The following is an 18,809-nucleotide window of genomic DNA, read 5'->3' on the forward strand; positions in this document are numbered from 1 at the left end:
ACCCGACCCGGCACCCCGGGGCCGGGTTCTACCCATTACAAGATCAATAGGGAAACCCCATGGCCAACTCCTTCGACACCCAACTGGCCAGTCGCGCGGCTCCGCTGAGCCGCGCCGGACTGCTGAAGTTCCTGATCCCCTCGCTGCTGGGCATCGGCCTGTTCCTGGTGCCCTTCTCCACCGGCGACACCATCAACATCGGCATGGGCCTGATGGCCGACGGCCTCAAGGCGCTGCTCGGCGATGCCCTGCCGACCATCGCCACGGTCGTGCTGTGCCTGTCCGTGGCGCTGACGCTGACGGTCAAGCTGGCTCGGCCCGCCTGGGCCCGCGAGGGCGCCCTGCACGAGCTGTTCGACGTGGCGCCGCTGTGGGTGATCATGCGCGTGCTGGGCGCGGCGTTCGCGCTGATGACCTACTTCCAGGTCGGCCCGGAGGCGGTCACCGCCTCCTTCACCGGGGGCGTGATGCTCAACGACCTGGCCCCGGTGCTGCTGACCTTCTTCTTCTTCGCCGCCATCCTGCTGCCCTTCCTGGTCGACTTCGGCTTCATGGAGTTCATCGGCAGCCTGGTGCGCACGCCCTTCCGCAAGATCTTCGGCCTGCCCGGGCGCAGCGCCATCGATGCCACCGCCTCCTGGATGGGGTCCGGCACCGTGGGCGTGCTGATCACCACCCAGCAGTACGAGCAGGGCTACTACAACGCCCGCGAGGCCTCGGCGATCGCCACCAACTTCTCCATCGTCTCCATCGCCTTCGCCCTGCTGGTGACCAGCTTCATCGGCATCAACCACCTGTTCGTGCCCTTCTACCTGACCGTGGTGGTCGCCGGCCTGGTCGCCGCCGTCATCGTGCCGCGCCTGCCGCCGCTGTCGCGCAAGTCGAACGCCTACCACGAGCCGGTAGGCTGCCAGATCCAGGAGGAAAACACCGGCGACCAGAGCCTGCTGCGCTACAGCCTCGGCATGGCCGTGGCACGTGCCGAGACCGCCCCGGGTCCGCTCAAGCTGGCACGCATCGCGCTGTTCAACGTCGCCGACATCTTCCTCGGCCTGCTGCCGCTGGTGATCGCCATCGGCACCGTGGCGCTGGTGCTGGCCGAGTTCACGCCGCTGTTCACCTGGCTCTCCGCACCCATGGTGCCGGTGCTGGAATGGATGCGGATCCCCGAGGCCGAGGCCGCCGCCCCCGCCACCCTGGTGGGCTTCGCCGACATGTTCCTGCCGGCGGTGCTGGCCAGCGACATCGAGAGCGAGCTGACCCGCTTCGTGATCGCCTGCCTGTCGCTGACCCAGCTGATCTACATGTCCGAGATCGGCGCCCTACTGCTGAAATCGAAGATCCCGCTCAAGCTGTGGGAGCTGGTAGTGATCTTCCTGCTGCGCACCGCCATCACCCTGCCGATCATCGTGGTCATGGGCCACTGGCTGGTGGGCTGAGACGATCCCCATGAACCGCGAGAGCCTGAATCCTGAGAGAGAAACGCCCATGACCTGCGCCGACCTGCTGATTCGCCTGCTGCGCGACACCTACGGGGTGGACACCGTGTTCGGGATCCCCGGCGTGCACACCGTCGAGCTCTACCGCGGCCTCGCCGGCGGCGAGGGCAGCGGCATCCGCCATGTCACGCCGCGCCACGAGCAGGGCGCCGGCTTCATGGCCGACGGCTACGCCCGCGCCACCGGCAAGCCCGGGGTGTGCTTCATCATCACCGGGCCCGGCATGACCAACATCGCCACCGCCATGGGTCAGGCGCTGGCCGACTCGGTACCGATGCTGGTGATCTCCAGCGTCAATCGCCGCGACACCCTGAGTCGCGGCCAGGGCCGGCTCCACGAGCTGCCCGGCCAGCAACAGCTGATGGCCGGGGTCGCCCGCTTCAGCCATACCCTGCTCGACCCCGACGGCCTGCCCGAGGTCCTGGCGCGCGCCTTCGCGGTGTTCGAGGGCGCCCGCCCCGGTCCGGTGCATATCGAGGTTCCCATCGACCTGTTCGATGCCCCGGTCCGCACGCCGCGGCACTGGCAGCGAACGGCACTGGCCAAGGCCGCGCCGGATCCCGTGGCCATCGCCGAGGCAGGCGCCTGGCTGGCAGATGCCGCTCGCCCGCTGGTGCTGCTCGGCGGCGGCACTGTCGCTGCCCCCGAGGCCGCTCGCGCGCTGGTCGAGGCGCTCGATGCCCCCGCCGTCACCACCATCAACGCCAAGGGGCTGCTCGGCCGCGACCATCCCCTGGACCTGGGCGCCAACGCCTCGCTGCCGGCGGTGCGCGAGCTGGCACGGGACGCCGACGTGGTGCTGGCCATCGGCACCGAGCTCGGCGAGACCGACTACGACGTGGTGTTCGACGACGGCTTCACGCTCCAGGGACGACTGATCCGCATCGACGTGGACCCCCAGCAGCTGGCCCGCAACCAGGCCGCCGACCTGGCCCTGGTGGCCGACGCCGGCCAGGCCCTCATAGCCCTGGCGTCGCACTTCGACGGCACCCGGCTGAACCGCGGCGGCGCCGAGCGCACCCGGGCCGCCCATGAGGCGATGGGGCTCGCCGAGGAGCCGGCCTTCGCCGCCTACGTGCCGCTGTTCGACACCCTGCGCGAGGCCCTGCCCGAGGCGATCTTGGTCGGCGATTCCTGTGCCACCACCTACGCGGCCAACCATCTGGTCGCCCAGCCGGCCCCGCGGCGCTTCTTCAACGCCTCCACCGGCTACGGCACCCTCGGCTACGGCCTGCCGGCGGCGCTCGGCGCCAGCCTCGCCCGCCCCGATCTGCCGGTGGTGGCCCTGGTCGGCGACGGCGGGGTGATGTTCACCCTGCCGGAGCTGGCCTGCGCGGTGGAGGAGCGCCTGCCGGTGGTGATCCTGCTGTGGCACAACCAGGGCTACGAGGAGATCCGCCGCTTCATGGACGACGCCGGCGTCACCCGCCTCGGCGTCGACCTCCAGGCCCCGGACTTCCTCACCGTGGCTCGCGGCTTCGGCTGCCTGGCCACCCGCGTCGCCACCGCCGCCGAACTGGCCCATGCCCTGGCCAGCCGTCCCGCCGACGGCCCGCTTTTGATCGAGATCGACGCCGCGGCCTGGGCTCGCGCCGCCTCGCCTGACACCGCATCCGGAGCCTGACATGCAACGACTCACCCAGCAGTTCATCGACAACCACTGGATCGCGAGCCGCGGCGAGCGCCGCCTGCCGGTGACCGATCCCTACCGCCAGGAGACGATCGCCGAGGTCACCGCCGGCGACCCGGCCGACGTCGACGCCGCGGTGGACGCCGCGCGTCGCGCCCTGCCCGCCTGGCAGGCGCTGGGCGGCGAGCGGCGGGCGGCCTATCTCGAGGCCTTCGCCGACGCCCTCGCCGAGCGCCGCGAGGCGTTGATGCGGCTGTCTTCGACCAACAACGGCAAGGCCCTGGCCGAGACCGCCATCGATCTCGACGATGCCATCGCCTGCTATCGCTACTACGCCGGCCAGGCCCGCGCCCTGGAGGCCCGCCAGGGGCGCCTGGTCGAGCATGGCATGGACGGCATCGAGGCCCGCACCTACGAGGACCCGGCCGGCGTGGTCGGGCTGATCACGCCCTGGAACTTCCCGCTGGTCACCAGCGCCTGGAAGATCGCCCCGGCGCTGGCCGCCGGCTGCACGGTGGTGTTCAAGCCCTCCGAGGTCACCCCGCTGCCCGAACAGGCCGTGGCCGAGATCGCCCTCGAGATCGGCCTCCCGGCCGGGGTGCTCAACCTGGTGCACGGCGACGGCGAGGGCATCGGCGCGCCGCTCAGCGCCCATCCCGGCGTCGACAAGCTGTCCTTCACCGGCAGCAACGCCGTGGGCGAGAAGGTCATGCGCGCCGCCGCCGCGGGCACCCGCGGCGTGTCGCTGGAGCTCGGCGGCAAGTCGCCGATCCTGGTGCTGGACGACGCCGAGGTCGAGGCCGCCGCCGACTGGGTGATGGCCGGCATCTACTTCAACAGCGGGCAGATCTGCTCGGCCACCTCGCGGCTGATCGTGCACGCCTCACTGGCCGACGCGCTCTATGCGGCGCTGGCCACGCGCATCGACGCCATCCGCCTGGGCGACCCGCTGGCCGACGACACCGACATGGGCCCGATGACCAGCGCGCGGCAGCGCGCGGCCGTGGAGGGCTACCTGGCCATCGCCGCCGAGGAGGGTCTCACCGCGGTGCGCGACGCCCGACACCGCGAGCTGCCCGCCCGGGGCGAGTTCGTCGCACCGACCCTGTATCGCGATGTGCCGGTCGACAGCCCACTGTGGCGGGAAGAGGTCTTCGGCCCGGTGCTGTGCGCCCGCAGCGTCGACAGCGACGCCGAGGCCATCGCGCTGGCCAACGACTCCGCCTTCGGCCTCGCCGCCACGGTGATCTCGGGCGACGCCGACCGCGCCCGCCGCGTCGGCCGCGCGCTGCGGGCCGGCAGCATCTGGTTCAACAGCGAGCAGCTGGTGCTGCCGGAGGCGAGCTGGGGCGGCTTCGGCATCAGCGGCATCGGCCGCGAGCTGGGCCCCTGGGGGCTGGCGGGCTACCTGGAGGTCAAGCACCTGATCGGGCCGGCGGGCTGACGGCCCCCGGCCCGCAAGACACGCCGCCCCGGCCCTTCGGCCGGGGCGGCGTCGTTTCCCCCTAGTCGCGGCTCTGCGGGGCGGCGCTGAGCGTCAGCTCGATGGCGTCGTGGCGCCAGTATTCGTCGTCGCAGTCCACGGCGCGGCCGTTCTGGTCGTGGTTGATGCGGGTGATGCGCTGCGCCGGGCTGCCGGGCGCGGCACGCAGCGCCTCGGCGGCCCGCCCGCCGAGCACGGTGGAGCCCAGCTCGAAGCCGACCCGACTGACCCGGATGGCGTACTCGCGGCGATAGAGGTCGGTGAGCGAGCGGGCCGCCAGGTCGAAGGCGAGGATCCCCGGGAAACACTCGGGCCTCAGATGGTGCTCCACGTAGAGCACCGGCCGACCGTCGATCCGCCGCGCCCGGACGATCCGCTGCACCGGCGCGCCCTGCGCCAGTCCCAGCCGCCTCGCCACCACCGCCGATGCCGGCACCTCGCCGGCCTCGAGCAGCGTCGTCTCGGCGCGGCGCTGCTGTGACTCGACCATCTCGCGAAACGGCAGGCACGCCAGCAGGTCGTAGCGCAGCCGCGGCGGCGAGACGAACCAGCCACGCCGATTCTCCCGATAGATGCGCCCCTCGGCCTCCAGCTGGGCCAGCGCCTCGCGCAGGGTGATCCGGGTGGTGGCGAAGCGCGCCATCATCTGACGCTCGGAGGGCAGGCGGCCCCCAGCCGCCGGCTGCCCCTCCTCGAGCAGGGAGAGCAAGGCCTGGTGCAGGCCGTGCGCCTGGGGCGTCAGCGCGGCATCCGGCGCGGAGGGGCGAAACTCGGCGGAAGAGGGCATGGCAAGGACTCGCTGACTGGTCTAGATCAATATTGCCACGACAAGGGAGATGGCAAAACGGCGTCAGTCTAGCGAAGGCCGGATGTCAGCCTGATGACAGCCGCCACGTGACGAAAATATCGGGAAAAAGGGCGAGCATGACCGGACACGGTACCGCCATCGAACTGACACCGGATCGTCATGTCCGGCGCCTAGAGTGCACCCTGTCGGCCGAACTGAACTAGACCAGATGACCGGCCACACGCGTATCGCCACATCCGTTCACCGCATGGAGCCTCGCCGTGAAACCGTCTCGTCCGCTGTTTACCCGTCTCGCCCTGGGCTGCGCCCTGGGCACCCTCGTCGCCGGCCCGGCCCAGGCCGATGACCATGAGCTGTCCGCCCTGATCGAGGCCGCCCAGGCGGAAGGTCGCGTCGACAGCGTCGGCATGCCCGACACCTGGGCCAACTGGCAGGACACCTGGGCCGACCTGGAGGCCGAGTACGGCCTCGCCCACATGGACACCGACATGAGCTCCGCCGAAGAGGTCGCCAAGTTCAAGGCCGAGGGCGAGAACGCCACCGCCGACATCGGCGACGTGGGCTTCGCCTTCGGCCCGATCGCGGTCCAGCAGGGCGTCACCCAGCCCTACAAGCCCACCACCTGGAACGAGATCCCCGACTGGGCGAAGGACGAGGACGGCCACTGGATGCTGGGCTACACCGGCACCATCGCGCTGATGATCAACAAGGACCTGGTGCCCGAGGGAGAGCGCCCCGCCGCCTTCGCCGACCTGAGCGAGGGCGACTACGCGGTCGCGGTGGGCGCCGTGGGCCAGGCCTCCCAGGCCAACAACGCCGTGCTGGCCGCCGCCTACGCCAATGGCGGCGACGAGGGCGACCTGGCCCCGGGCCTGGCGGTGTTCGCCGAGCTGGCCGAGCAAGGGCGCCTCTCGCTGGCCGAGCCGAGCATCGCCAACCTGGAGAAGGGCGAGGTCGAGGTGGCCCTGCTGTGGGACTTCAACGCCCTGAACTACCGTGACCGGATCGATCGCGACACCTTCGAGGTGGTGATCCCCGCCGACGCCTCGGTGACCTCCGGCTACGCCACCATCATCAACCGGCACGCGCCGCATCCCCATGCCGCCAAGCTGGCCCGGGAATACATCCTCTCCGACGAGGGCCAGTTCAACCTGGCCGAGGGCTATGCCCGGCCGATCCGCGCCGAGCACCTGACCCTGCCCGAGGCGATCGCCGCCAAGCTGCTGCCCAACGCACAGTACGCCAATGCTCGGCCGATCCAGGACTTCGCCGCCTGGGAACAGAGCGCCCGCGAGCTGCCGCGCCAGTGGCAGTCCCAGGTGCTGATCCACCAGCAGTAACCCCGCGCCCCACCCACCATCGCCGCTTCCCGCTCAGGGAAGCGGCCTGGAGCCCGTCATGTCACACCGTGTGATCCTGGTCGTCCTCGACGGCCTCAACCATGCCGTCGGCCAGCATGCTATGGGGCACCTGCACGCCCTGTGCGAAGCCGGCCGCGGCAGCTACCACAGCCTGGACTGCGAGCTGCCGGCCATGTCGCGGCCGCTCTACGAGTGCCTGCTCACCGGCGACCGGCCGGTGGATTCCGGGGTGGTCCATAATCAGGTCGTGCGTCGCTCCCGTGGCACGAGCCTGTTCGACCTGGCGGTGCGCCAGGGCCGGCGCACCGCGGCGGCGGCCTACCACTGGATCAGCGAGCTCTACTTGGTCGCCCCCTTCGATCGCACCCGGCACCGCTTCCACGAGGACCCCGAGAGCGCCATCCAGGCAGGGCTCTTCTACTGGCAGGACCACTACCCCGACGATCACCTGTTCAGCGACGCCGAGACCCTGCGCCGACGCCAGGATCCCGACTTCCTGCTGGTCCACAGCATGAACATCGACGACGCCGGCCACCGTCACGGTGGCGACACGCCCCAGTACCGCAACGCCGCCCGCCACGCCGACATCGCCCTGGCCGACTACCTGCCCCGCTGGCTGGCCGAGGGCTACCAGGTGATGGTCACCGCCGATCACGGCATGAATGCCGATCGCTCCCACTCCGGTACCCTCGAGGAGGAACGCCGGGTACCGCTGTGGACCTTCGGCGATGCCTTCGCCCACCGCCCGGTGGAGCGCCTGGAGCAGCCCCGCCTGTGCGGCACCCTGGCCTGCCTGCTGGGCCTGGTCCACGACAAGCCTCGTCACGACGAGCTGCTGGTCGACGGGAGCGCGTCGCCATGAGTCGCCTCTCCCCCGCGCTGTTGTGGCTCGCCCCCTTCGCGGTGGTCTTCGCGGCCTTCCAGCTGGCGCCGCTGGCCTGGGTCGCCGTCAGCGCCTTCCGGGTCGGCGAGGGCTGGGGCCTGGATCACTTCCGGGAGATCGCGAGCTCGCCCTTCTTCCGCCAGGCGATCTGGCGCAGCCTGGAGATCTCGCTGGTCTCGAGCCTGCTGGGCCTGGTCATCGCCACCCTCACCTGCCACAGCCTGAGCCGCACCGACGGTCGGCTGCGGCGGCTGATGGTGGCCTTCACCAACATGACCAGCAACTTCGCCGGCGTTCCCCTGGCCTTCGCCTTCATCATCCTGCTGGGCGCCAACGGGGTGCTGACCCTGGCCCTGCAGCGGCTGGGGGTGATCGACGACTTCAACCTCTATTCGAAGGCCGGGCTGATCGTCATCTACACCTGGTTCCAGATCCCGCTGGGCATCCTGCTGCTGTTTCCCGCCTTCGGCGGCCTGCGCCCGGACTGGCGGGAGGCGGCCAGCCTGCTGGGCGCGGGTCGCCTGGGGTACTGGCGGCACGTGGGGCTGCCGGTGCTGTGGCCGGCGTTGGCCGGCACCCTGACCATCCTGCTGGCCAACGCCATGGGCGCCTATGCCACCGTCTACGCCCTGGTCAACACCAGCTACAACCTGATGACCATCCGCATCGCCAACCTGGTGTCGGGCGACCTCTTCCTGCAGCCGAACCTGGCCAGCGCCCTGGCGCTGGTACTGGTGGCGCTGCTGGCGGTGGTCACCCTGATCCAGCAGTGGCTGCTGCGCAGGAGCTATCATGTCGCCGAACGCTGATCTCGCCCTGCCGCGACCCGCTCCCCGCCGCCTGGCGCTGCCCTCCGCCCACGGCCTGGTGGTGATCGCGGTGTTCACCCTGCTGGCGCTGCCGCTGGTGGCCACCCTGGGCTATGCCCTGGCGGCGAGCTGGGGCGCCAGCCTGCTGCCCGACGGCCTGACCCTGAAGTGGTTCGCCGAGCTGTGGACCACGCCGCGCTTCCTGGCCGCCTTCGCCCGCTCGCTGCTGGTGGCCGCCGGCGCCCTGGCGCTGTCGCTGGTCCTGGTGGTGCCGGTGGCCCTGCTGGCCCATACCCGCTATCCGCGCCTGGATGCCTGGATGAACGGCCTGATCCTGATGCCCTTCGCCGTGCCGCCGGTGGTCTCCTCGGTGGGCCTGCTGCAGCTCTATGCCGGCGGGCCGCTGCCGCTGGTGGGCACGCCCTGGATCCTGATCCCGACCTACTTCACCATCGTGCTGCCCTTCATGTACCGGGCCATCGCCAACAGCCTGCGCGCCATCGACGTGGTGGCGCTTCAGGACGCCGCCCGCCTGCTGGGCGCCGGGCCGCTGCAGGCCTTCTTCCTGGTGGTGCTGCCCAATATCCGGGTCGGGGTACAGATCGCCATTTTCCTGTCGTTTTCCTTCCTCGCCGGCGAATTCGTGTTCGCCAACATGCTGGTGGGCACCCGCTTCGAGACCCTGCAGGTCTACCTCAACAACATGCGCGGCGAGAGCGGCCATTTCACCAGCGCCCTGGTCATCACCCTGTTCGCCTTCACCCTCCTGCTGACCTGGCTGGGCAACCGCCAGGCCGACCATGCCAAGGACACCGCCCCATGACGCCTTCCATGACCACCGGCGCCCTGCCCGGCGCCCCCGTGTCGATGCCCTTCACCCGCGACGCGGCGCACGACGCGCCGGACGGCCTGATGCAGGGCCTGCTGCGCGACCAGCAGGCCGCCCGGGGCTACCTGCGCCTCGAGGGGCTGGCCAAGCGTTTCGGCACCAGCCGGGTCTTCGAGGGCATCGACGCCGAGATCGCCCGGGGGGAGTTCATCACCCTGCTCGGCCCCTCCGGCTGCGGCAAGTCGACCCTGCTGCGCGCCCTCGCCGGCCTCACGCCGCTGGATCGCGGACGGCTGGTGGTGGACGGCCAGGACATCACGGCGCTGCCCCCCCAGCAGCGCGGCATCGGCATGGTCTTCCAGCACTATGCCCTCTTCCCCAACCTGCGGGTCGAGGACAACGTGGCCTTCGGGCTGCGCATGAAGCGGGTGCGCCGCGAGGAGCGCCAGCGCCGGGTCGAGGAGGCCCTGCGCCTGGTGGAGCTCGGCGATCAGGCGCGCAAGTACCCCCACCAGCTCTCCGGCGGCCAGTGCCAGCGCGTCGCCCTGGCCCGCGCCCTGGTGGTCGAGCCACGCATCCTGCTGATGGACGAGCCGCTGTCGGCGCTGGACGCGCGCATCCGCCGCCACCTGCGCGACCAGCTCCGCGACATCCAGCAGAGCCTGGGCCTGACCACCCTGTTCGTCACCCACGACCAGGAGGAGGCCCTGCTGATGTCCGACCGGATCCTGCTGATGCACGAGGGGCGCATCCTCCAGCAGGGCGACGCCGAGGCCCTCTACACCCGGCCGGCCGATCGCCACGCGGCGGGCTTCATGGGACACTACAACCTGCTCGAGGCCGAGCGGGCCCGCCCCCTGCTGGGCCGCCCGAGCCCCGCGTCACGGATCGCCCTGCGCCCGGAAGCGCTCTACCTGGTGCCCGACGAGGACGACGGCCCGGCCCGCGGGGACCTCCCCGACCGCCCGGGACCGGGCTGCCCGGGCATCGTCCGTCGCCGCCGGCTGCTGGGCAGCATCGTGCGCTACGAGGTCGAGTGCCAGGGGATGCGCCTGAACGTGGACGAGCTCAACCGCAGCACGCGCCACCTGCTGGCCGAGCAGGCCGGAGTGACGGTGCATGCCGATCTGGACGAGGTACAGGAGCTGGACGCATGAGCGCGACACCCGAAGGGCCGAGCCTGGCCCTGTTCGACCTGGACGATACCCTGCTCGACGGCGACATCACCGGCCTATGGAACGAGTGGCTGATCGAGCGCGGCTGGATCGTCGACGCCGCGAGCCACCGCGCGACCTGGGACGCCCACATGGCCGACTACGCCGCCGGCACCCTGGACTTCGAGGCGCACCTGGCCTTCCTGCTGGCGCCCCTGGCCGGCCGCCCGGTCGGCGAGGTGACCCGGGAGGTGGACGCCTGCCTGGAGGCCCGGGTGCTGCCGCGGCTGTTCCCCGGCGGGCAGGCGCGGCTCGAGTGGCATCGCCGCCAGGGCCACCGGACGCTGATCATCTCCGCCTCGACGGCCCAGCTGGTCGCCCCCCTGGCCCGCCGGCTGGGCTGCGACGCCGCCCTGGCCACCGAGCTGGAGGTGGTCGACGGCCGCTATACGGGCCGGGCGCAGGGGACCCGCACCTTCCGCGACGGCAAGCTGCGCGCCCTCGGCGAATGGCTGGAGGGCGCCGCGGTGCGCGAGTCCTGGGGCTATTCGGATTCCCGCAACGACCTGCCGCTGCTCGAGGCCGTGGACCGCCCCCATGCCATTCACCCGGACGCCACCCTGGCGGCGGTGGCCAGGCAACGGGGCTGGCCGATGCCGTGCTGGCGTGAGGCGGCCACCGCCGACGGGGCCTGAGCGCGCGCCGCGGCCTCGCCCGGGGCGGGGCCGCGGTGAGGTGAGGCCGCGCTCAATCGTCGTGGCCGACCTGCAGGGTCGACTTCTTGGCCTTGGCATCGCTGGCCTGCCAGGAGAGGCGGATGTCCAGGCGGTGGTAGTCGTCTTCCTTGCGCGCGGTGATCTTGAGATTGATCAGCCCCTTGGGGGCGAGGCGGATCTCGCCTTCGTCGTCCGAGAACGACAGCACGCCCTTGGCCAGCCCCTTGGTGATCGCCTTGAGGATCTCCTGGGCGCCCTTGAGGCTCTGCAGCGATTCGTGCCGGAAGAGGCTCTTCTCGGTCTTCATGATGGTCTTGCCTTCTTCTGGGTGGCCGCACGCCGCCTCTCGAGGTAGCGCTTCGGTTCGAAGACCTTGGCATGCGGATAGTCGTTGCTGATGCCGATCACCCGGCCCGCCGGGTCGATGATGGTCACGCCCATGCCATGCCCCTCGAGCCCCTCCTTGCGACGCGAGTTGCGGTCCAGGGTGATGTCGCCCTCGATGTGCAGCATGCCGCGGCGGATCATCAGGCGCTGCCCGGCGGTGAGGTTGATGTGGCCGTGCACCACCGCGTGGATGCCCTGGCGATAGACGCGGTCGACGCCGTGCTCGGTCAGGGGAAAGTCGACCTTGCGATACTTGGTGCGCAGGGTGTTGGCCAGGGGGCCATAGTAGAACCCGAAGGGATCCTCGAGCACCTGCTCGGCGAAGCGCCGGTTCAACGCCTCGACGCCCTCGTCCTCGATCAGGCGGGCGGTGCTGTCGTCCAGCCCCGCGTGCACGAACAGGAAGGAGCCCTCCCGGTGGGCGAGTCGCATGGCCTCGAAGAACCAGGCGAACTCGCCCCCCGGGCGCAGGAACAGCGCGCACAGCACCTGCGACGCGGCATAGACCTGGCGCAGCGTCAGGCCGGCCTTCTCGCAGGCGGCCTCGAAGTTCGCCACCTTCTTGCGCAGCCGGGCGAGCTCCCGCTCGATGGCCTTGTCGCTCATCTGCTCCCGCGCCATGGCCGGGAAGGCCTCGAACCAGTGCTCGTCGGGAAACAGCCGCCGCCGGCAGCCCTTCCGGCCCGGCACGCCGGCCAGCGGCTTCTTCTTGCCGGCCAGGTACTCGGCGTACACCTCCTTGAGCAGCGGGATGGCCTTGCCGCCCATGCGCACGAAGAGGTGCTCGGTGCGCGGCGAGCGCTCGTGTTCCAGGGCCATCAGCCCCATCAGCAGGCGCATGTCATGGTTGCCCGCCAGCAGCGTCACCCGGGCGCCGCTGTCCATCAGCCGGCGCAGGCTGCGCAGCAGCGCCAGGTTGCTGGGCCCCTTGTCCAGGCAGTCGCCGCCGATCACGAAGACGCCCTTGCGGCCGCGCTTGGTCAGGCGGATCTCGTCGAGGCCCGCCCCGGTCTGCTTCACGCCGCCCGAGGCCACCAGCGAGCCCACGAAGGCCTGGGCATCGGCGTGCGGGTCGGAGATGAAGAAGACGCGACGCTCGGGCCAGGCCCAGGGGCGATGCGACACCGCGCGGCGCAGCAGGCGGGTGACCACCGCCGGCGAACTGCCGCCCCGGGCCTGGGCGTTGCGCCCGCCCGGCACCCAGGGCTCCACGGTGGTCGGCAGCGACTCGGTCAGCCACGACGGCCCCTTATAGCGAGGAAAGCCGCGGGGAAGGCCGAGGCCCTCGTCGCCGACTTTCGCACCGGTTGTCTCGGAACGGGCCTGACCACTCGCCATGCGCGGGCTCCTGGAGGAAGAAGGAAAGGAGAAAGCGGGAACGGGCCAGCCTATGGCCTCGAGGTGACGGTTCGATGACGGCCCGCCGCGCCGGACCTAGTCGTGATAGCCATCGCCGCCCCTCACCTTCCAGCGCCCGCCGACATGATGCCAGCGGCCGTGGGCGTCGCGCTCCAGGTAGACCGGCGCGGCGTGATACATGCTCAGCCGGGCGATGTCGTCGAAGGCCAGCACGCCGAGCCGATGGGCGGCGTGGCGGAAGGACGCCCCGTGGCCGACGAAGACCTTGAGCGTGTCCTGCCCAGACTGCGCCGACAGCGCGGCCATGCGCGACTCGAGATGCTCGGCGACGCGCTCGCCGGCCTCCATCAGCGACTCCGCCCCGGGCAGCGGCAGCCGGAAGTGGCTGTTCGACTTCCAGTCCGCCGGCAGCTCGCCGCAGCGCGGATCCGCCGCGACCACCTCGGCGATCTGTGCCGCGCTCAGGTTCGCCGCGCAGCCCAGCCCGCGCTCGGCCAGGGCGGAGAAGCTCTCGACCCGCGGCGCCGCCGCACACGGCACGCCGGCCGAGGAAAGCGCCGCCTTCAGGCCCTCGGCGGTCTGCCAGGCCCGCAGCAGGCGCGAGGCATCGATGGTCTCGGCCAGGCGCCAGCCCTCGGCGGCCAGGGTCTGGGCCAGCGTGCGGCCGGCCTCGCCGGCCTGGGCCTCGCCGCGCTCGGTCAGCGGGAAGGGCTGGTGGGCGCTCGGCGTATCCGCCAGCTGGTGATAGTCGCCGTGGCGGATCAGCGCCGCGATGGTGCGGGGCGAGCGCGTCATGACGCACCGCCCGACCGGAGACGCGCCGCCAGCGCACGCAGCTCGCGCGCCAGCGCCTCGCCCCTGACCGCCGCGGCGGCCTCCTCGGGCGCGAACCAGCGCCGGGTGCGGTGCGGCTCCTCGCGGTCATGCTGCGGCTGCTCGGCGTCGACGCGCATGGCGAACAGCGCCACCTCGCAGGCCGCGCCCCACTTGGCCTGGCGATAATGGCCCGGCGCCACGGCGGCGATCGCGCCGCCGATGCCGGCCTCCTCGCCCGCCTCCTTGAGCGCCGAGGCCTCGGGGGAAAGCCCCGGCTCGACGATGCCCTTGGGCAGGCTCCAGTGGCGGTTGCTGCTCGAGCCGATCAGCAGCACCTCGAGCGCGCCGTCGCGCCAGCGATAGGGCAGCACCGCGGACTGGGTGTAGTAGTAGGCCGGCCGCTCGCGCCGCTCGGCGCCGTCGGGAAACGGGAAGGGAAAGCCCTCGGGCAGCGCCTTCGGGCGCTTTAGCTCGAGCAGCCGCGCCCCGCCGGCGGCGAGCGACGCCCAGGCGCCGTCCAGGCCGAGGCGCGCCAGCGCCGCGGTGGGCAGGCGCTTGCCGCTCTCCGGCTCGGGAAGCGGTTCGGGCGAGAGCCAGTCGAGGAATTCCTCCAGGCCGGGGTTGTGGCCGACCACCATCAGCCGCGAGATATCGTCCGGGCAGCGCGCCACCACATGCGCCAGCGCCTCGGGGTCGCCCTCGTAGAGATCCGGCTCCACCGTCACGGCCTCAACGGTCAGGCCCATGGCCTTGGCGCACTTCTCGGCGGTGGCCCGGGCGCGCTCGGCGGGCGAGGTCAGGATGCGCTGCGGCACCCGCCCCTGCTCGGCCAGCCAGGCGCCCATGCGCTGGGCACCGAGCTTGCCGCGCTTCTTCAGCGGGCGCGCGAGATCGTCGACCGGCACCGACCCGTCGGACTTGCCGTGGCGCAGCAGCAGCAGCTCGCGAGACATGGCTAGCCCTCCAGCAGGGGAATGAGATGCCCCTCGACCAGGGCGTCGAAGTCGACGCCGCCGCTGACCTCGAACACCGGCACGCCGGCCAGCACATCGAGGTAGGCGGCCTCGTCGAGGGGCTCGTCGTCGGTCAGGAAGCTGCCGTCCGCGCGCTGATAGAAGGGCCCCGCCGACTTCATGATCGCCGCCAGCAGGTCGCGGCGCCGCGTCGGATCCACGACGGCGACCCGCGGCGGGCTCGCGTCGTCGCGGCGCCAGTTGAGGACCACGAAGCCTCCCAGAGCCGCCTCGTCGATGAGGCGATCGGGGCCGTAGCACGCGGCGACGGGCACGTCGTGCTTCTCTTCCAGCTCCCAGAGCTCGTCGGCCGGCAACTCCCGCAGCGCCGCCCGGCGCGCGGCCGGGATCAGCGTCTCGAGGCGGGGATTGTGGAGCGCGGTGCCGGGATTGATGCGCGGCTGCTTGGGCACGCCGGCGGCCCGCACCTCGCCGCCCTCGCGCTTGAGGAACAGCCGGTCGTTGGTCAGGAAGACGCTCCCGGGATGCTCCAGGGCGTGCAGCATGGCGGTGGACTTGCCGCCGCCGGAGAAGCCGGCGATGGCCAGGGCCCGGCCGCCGCGCACCAGCGCCGCGGCGTGGCAGACCTGCCAGTCCGCCCGCTGCAGCTGGTTCATGTATTGGGCGATGACGAAGTTCACCACCTGGTTGTCGTGGGCCAGGCAGGGGCCGGCCGCGACGCAGTGCGCCGCGCTCTGCAGGAACACCATGCCGGTGCGCACCTTGCGCACCAGCCGGCCGCCGGGCAGGTCGTGGACGCTGTCCTTGCGACCGGTCTTGCCGGGCTCGCGGGCCCAGTCGACGAAGGCGGTGTCCAGCGCGGGCGCCTCGCGCTCGATGGCGATCACCTCGAGCGTCGCCGCCGCCTGGGGCGCCAGGCAGTGGGCGAAGTAGTCGCCGAGGCGCTCGAGCAGCGCGGCCGAGTTGGAACGGATCGCCAGCGTCGCCCGCCCCATGTCGAGCACCAGCGCGCGCTCGAGCAGTTCGGCCTCGCCGATCAGCGCCTCGGCCAGGGCCGCCGGCGATTCCTTCACCGCACTCATAGTTCGCTCAGCACGTGGTCGAGGTAGGCGCCGGCGGCGTCGATGCCGGCGCCCTCCAGGGCGCCGCGGAAGCCGCCGAAGGCGGACACCTCGAAGACGATCGGGCCGTCCGGGGTCTCGGCCACGTCCACGGTGGTGAAGTCCAGGCCGAAGGGCGCCTGGGCCCGGGTGGCCAGGTCGATCAGTTCCTCCGAGGGCGCATAGGCCTCGTAGCGGCCGCCGCTGTGGATGGTGGTGTTCCAGCTGTCGCCGCTCTGGGGCACCCGGGCATAGGTGCCAAGGTAGCGCCCGCCGGCGAACACCATGCCCAGATCGCGGCCGGGCAGCTCGACCCTGCGCTGCAGGTACATCATCGGGTTGGCGCGGCGGAAGGCCTCGACCTCGGCGCGCAGCGCCTGCGGCGACCGGTCGGCGGAGATCACGCACATGCCCCGGGCCTTGGTCGAGAACAGCGGCTTGAAGACCGCCTCGCCGAAGCGCCGGACGGCCTCGCAGGCGCTGTCGACGTCCTCGGTGACGATCGTCTCCGGCATCGGAATGCCGGCGTGGCGCAGGGTGAGGGTGCAGCTGAGGCGATTGATCAGCCGCAGCATCTTCTCGGCGCCGCTGAATACCCGCACGCCCCGGGCCTCCGCCGCCCGCAGCAGCTCCAGGCGGTCCAGGCTGTCGGGGCTGTACTCGGCGCTGATCTTCTTCACGACCAGGGCGTCCAGCTCGCCGAGATCCAGGCCCCGGTGGTCGAGGCGGCCGGTGGCCAGGTCGAGGCTGACGTGCTGAAGGTCGATCACCGCACGAAACCCGGTCCGCGCCTCGATGGCGTCGGCCAGCACCTCGGTGGACCACTTGCCGGGAATGCCCACCACGCCGATCCTGGGATTGGGGTCAGTCAACGAAAATCTCCTTCATGGGAATGCGAAAACGGTCGGCCTTCTCCAGATCGGCCGCCAGGACCCGCTCGAGCAGATAGCGCGCGCGCAGGAACATGCGGCTGGCCAGCGACTGGTCGAGGATGAAACGGGTCGAGGTGGCGAAGGAACGCGCCAGCCCCAGCGCCAGCCTCAGCTCGAAGGTGGTGTCGCCCCGGGACATCGCATAGCGCCGCGCCGTGCGATAGAAGTCCTGGGCCAGGCCCATGATGCGCCGACGCAGCGGGGCGTCCATGATCTGCAGCCGATAGTTGGAGACCATGAACACCGAGACGTCCTGCACGTAGTCCATGTAGCTGGAGCGATGCAGGTCGATGAAGTTGATCCGCCGCTCGAGCGGGTCGTAGATGATGTTGTCGACGTTGAAGTCGCCGTGGATGTAGACCGAGAACGGCGCGTCCAGCTCGGCCTCCCGGGCCCTGGCGCGCTCGACCAGCGCATCGAAGCCGAGCAGGTCGACGCCGCACACCGTCGCGCCGCCGCTACGGAACTCGGGATGGATCTTGTAGACCTCGCCGAGGCGCTTCTCGAGCTGCTGCATGTAGCCGGCGGCGACCGGAGTGTCGGTATGGGTCTCCCGCCACACCGACCTCAACGTGCGGGTGAGCCGCTTGAGGGCCTCGTCGAGCAGCTCGGGCGGCTCGTTGAGCAGGATGTGCTCGAAGGTGAGGCCGGGCAGGTGCTCGATCAGCAGCGCCGCCGACTGGCCGCGCTTCTTGTAGGACAGGATCCTGGGCGCCAGGCCGGGATAGATCTCGTGCCAGCTCTCGACCCCCTGGCGCTCTTCCTTGACCTTGCGCTTGAGGCCGTCCTTGAAGATGGCCACGTAGTCGTCGTCATCGCCGGTGGAGATGCCCGAGATGCTGCTGCCCGAGCGGGTCTCGGCGATCGGCGCCATGCTGAAGGCCTCGTCCTCGCCGTCGGCCAGCTCCTCGACCAGCGAGTGCAGCGAGCGGTAGCGCTCGAAGTTCATCGACTGCCCCAGGTTGGCCGAGATGATCACCTCGCTAAGATGCAGCAACACGTCGCCCATCTGGCGGATCGTCTGGGCCACGAACAGCGCCCGGGTCAGGTCCTCGGTGCTGTTGTCACGCTGCTTGAGGGCGGCGACGCCGTCGTTCACCCGCCGCTGGACGCGCTTGTGCAGCGTCTGCTGGAGGCGGCCGATCCGCAGCGCCTGCTGGGTGTCGCTGTCGGCGACCGCGCCCTCGACCTGGGCCACGCCGGAGCGCACCAGCGCCAGCATCGGCGGGAAGTCCTCCGGCGACAGCACCGCGGGATCGTCGACGTCGACCAGCTGGCGCACGCCCTCGCGGGCCAGCTCGGTGAGCCGGTCCAGGTCCGTCGCCACCAGCTCCAGGCTGCGCAGGATGCGCCGCCGCGCCTGGCCGGTCTTCTTGCGCGACAGCCGCCGGACGCAGTCGGCATGGATGCGCATCTTGAGGTTGCGGGCGTAGCCGTCGCGCTCCGAGACGCGCCGGGCGATGGCCGCGGTCGGGGTGGCGAAGAAGGCCTGGAGATTGGCCAGCTGGGAATCCACCTCGACGCACAGGAAGCGCAGATTGTCCCGAATGCTCTCAGGAATCCGGTGAGTCATGGAACACGCCTGTGTAGAGGGGCCCGGCCGCGGCGCTTCCGGCGCGGATCAGGCGGGGCAGCAGCGAAGCCAGGTAGAAGGGGGAGAACGCCAGCCGCGCGAGGGCATCGGCCTCGACCCACTGCACCTCGAGCTGGCGCTTGTCGGGGCGGATGCCGTTGCGCGGCGTGTAGTCGTCGGGCACGGTCGCGAGGAACAGGAAGTCGACCTGATGGCGCCGCACCGGCGGCTCGGTCCGCTTGAGCTTGAAGTAGTCGCAGACCCGCACCAGCGACGGCGACAGCACCTCGGTGTCGATCTCCTCGCGGCACTCGCGCTGCAGCGCGGCCTCCAGGGATTCGCCGGTGTCCTGCCCGCCGCCGGGCAGGGCATAGACATCGCCCTCCTTCCTCAGCAGGAGCAGGCGGTCGTCGCGCAGGATCAGCGCTCTGGCCGAATTGCGCACACCGGGAATCAGCTCGGCCATGTTCGAGTCACTCGAATGTTACCTAGAGTC

Annotated in this window: 18 protein-coding genes; 9 read left to right on the forward strand and 9 right to left on the reverse strand. The window is 71.1% G+C overall.

Annotation, left to right across the window (positions count from 1 at the left end; all coding sequences use genetic code 11):
- Positions 1-59 precede the first annotated feature (59 nt).
- From FIU88_RS15735 to FIU88_RS15745, 3 genes are read left to right on the forward strand one after another with little or no spacing between them, the layout of a single operon-like run.
- Positions 60-1,439 (forward strand): YjiH family protein, encoded by a 1,380-nt coding sequence (locus FIU88_RS15735; protein WP_152479825.1) that lies wholly within the window; start codon positions 60-62, stop codon positions 1,437-1,439.
- A gap of 49 nt (positions 1,440-1,488) precedes the next feature.
- Complete coding sequence (locus FIU88_RS15740; RefSeq protein WP_152479826.1) at positions 1,489-3,123, forward strand: 5-guanidino-2-oxopentanoate decarboxylase; 1,635 nt, start codon at positions 1,489-1,491, stop codon at positions 3,121-3,123.
- Between the two features lies 1 nt (position 3,124).
- Entirely contained in the window at positions 3,125-4,573 is a 1,449-nt protein-coding gene (locus FIU88_RS15745) for an aldehyde dehydrogenase family protein (protein WP_152479827.1), read from the forward strand.
- A 61-nt stretch (positions 4,574-4,634) separates the two neighbouring features.
- Here FIU88_RS15745 and FIU88_RS15750 read toward each other — a convergent pair whose 3' ends face one another.
- Entirely contained in the window at positions 4,635-5,399 is a 765-nt protein-coding gene (locus tag FIU88_RS15750) for a UTRA domain-containing protein (protein WP_152479828.1), read from the reverse strand.
- 281 nt (positions 5,400-5,680) lie between these two features.
- Here FIU88_RS15750 and FIU88_RS15755 point away from each other — a divergent pair, with 281 nt between their 5' ends.
- The 6 genes from FIU88_RS15755 to FIU88_RS15780 are packed head-to-tail and all read left to right on the forward strand — an operon-like array spanning position 5,681 to position 11,151.
- Entirely contained in the window at positions 5,681-6,760 is a 1,080-nt protein-coding gene (locus FIU88_RS15755; RefSeq protein ID WP_152479829.1) for an ABC transporter substrate-binding protein, read from the forward strand.
- 58 nt (positions 6,761-6,818) lie between these two features.
- Complete coding sequence (locus tag FIU88_RS15760) at positions 6,819-7,643, forward strand: alkaline phosphatase family protein (RefSeq protein ID WP_152479830.1); 825 nt, start codon at positions 6,819-6,821, stop codon at positions 7,641-7,643.
- Positions 7,640-8,473 carry an ABC transporter permease subunit gene (locus FIU88_RS15765; protein ID WP_152479831.1) on the forward strand — a complete coding sequence of 278 codons (834 nt, stop codon included), beginning with the start codon at positions 7,640-7,642 and terminating at the stop codon, positions 8,471-8,473. Before FIU88_RS15760 ends, FIU88_RS15765 begins: the two co-directional genes overlap by 4 nt.
- A complete protein-coding gene (locus FIU88_RS15770) occupies positions 8,457-9,296 on the forward strand; it encodes an ABC transporter permease (protein ID WP_152479832.1) in 840 nt (279 codons plus the stop codon). Before FIU88_RS15765 ends, FIU88_RS15770 begins: the two co-directional genes overlap by 17 nt.
- A complete protein-coding gene (locus tag FIU88_RS15775) occupies positions 9,293-10,459 on the forward strand; it encodes an ABC transporter ATP-binding protein (protein ID WP_216647284.1) in 1,167 nt (388 codons plus the stop codon). Before FIU88_RS15770 ends, FIU88_RS15775 begins: the two co-directional genes overlap by 4 nt.
- Positions 10,456-11,151, forward strand: coding sequence for an HAD family phosphatase (locus FIU88_RS15780; RefSeq protein WP_152479833.1), 696 nt, complete (start codon positions 10,456-10,458; stop codon positions 11,149-11,151). Before FIU88_RS15775 ends, FIU88_RS15780 begins: the two co-directional genes overlap by 4 nt.
- A gap of 52 nt (positions 11,152-11,203) precedes the next feature.
- On the opposite strand, the gene FIU88_RS15785 is transcribed toward FIU88_RS15780, so the two are convergent.
- From FIU88_RS15785 to FIU88_RS15820, 8 genes are all read right to left on the reverse strand, one after another.
- Positions 11,204-11,479 (reverse strand): amphi-Trp domain-containing protein, encoded by a 276-nt coding sequence (locus FIU88_RS15785; protein WP_152479834.1) that lies wholly within the window; start codon positions 11,477-11,479, stop codon positions 11,204-11,206.
- Positions 11,476-12,897: a metallophosphoesterase gene (locus tag FIU88_RS15790; protein ID WP_152479835.1), complete on the reverse strand. Its 1,422-nt coding sequence runs from the start codon at positions 12,895-12,897 to the stop codon at positions 11,476-11,478. The genes FIU88_RS15785 and FIU88_RS15790 overlap by 4 nt, the downstream gene beginning before the upstream one ends.
- Before the next feature lie 96 nt (positions 12,898-12,993).
- A complete protein-coding gene (locus FIU88_RS15795) occupies positions 12,994-13,713 on the reverse strand; it encodes a histidine phosphatase family protein (RefSeq protein ID WP_152479836.1) in 720 nt (239 codons plus the stop codon).
- Positions 13,710-14,687, reverse strand: a complete 978-nt coding sequence (locus tag FIU88_RS15800) for an NUDIX domain-containing protein (protein WP_152479837.1) — start codon at positions 14,685-14,687, stop codon at positions 13,710-13,712. Before FIU88_RS15800 ends, FIU88_RS15795 begins: the two co-directional genes overlap by 4 nt.
- Positions 14,688-14,689: 2 nt before the next feature.
- Complete coding sequence (locus FIU88_RS15805; RefSeq protein ID WP_152479838.1) at positions 14,690-15,790, reverse strand: HprK-related kinase B; 1,101 nt, start codon at positions 15,788-15,790, stop codon at positions 14,690-14,692.
- Positions 15,787-16,680, reverse strand: a complete 894-nt coding sequence (locus FIU88_RS15810; RefSeq protein WP_152479839.1) for a GAK system ATP-grasp enzyme — start codon at positions 16,678-16,680, stop codon at positions 15,787-15,789. Before FIU88_RS15810 ends, FIU88_RS15805 begins: the two co-directional genes overlap by 4 nt.
- Positions 16,673-18,313, reverse strand: coding sequence for a phosphotransferase (locus FIU88_RS15815; protein WP_152479840.1), 1,641 nt, complete (start codon positions 18,311-18,313; stop codon positions 16,673-16,675). Before FIU88_RS15815 ends, FIU88_RS15810 begins: the two co-directional genes overlap by 8 nt.
- Positions 18,294-18,779, reverse strand: coding sequence for an NUDIX domain-containing protein (locus tag FIU88_RS15820; RefSeq protein WP_152479841.1), 486 nt, complete (start codon positions 18,777-18,779; stop codon positions 18,294-18,296). Before FIU88_RS15820 ends, FIU88_RS15815 begins: the two co-directional genes overlap by 20 nt.
- Positions 18,780-18,809: the final 30 nt, after the last annotated feature.

This window comes from Halomonas sp. THAF12 (genome assembly GCF_009363675.1).
GTDB lineage: Bacteria > Pseudomonadota > Gammaproteobacteria > Pseudomonadales > Halomonadaceae > Halomonas > Halomonas smyrnensis.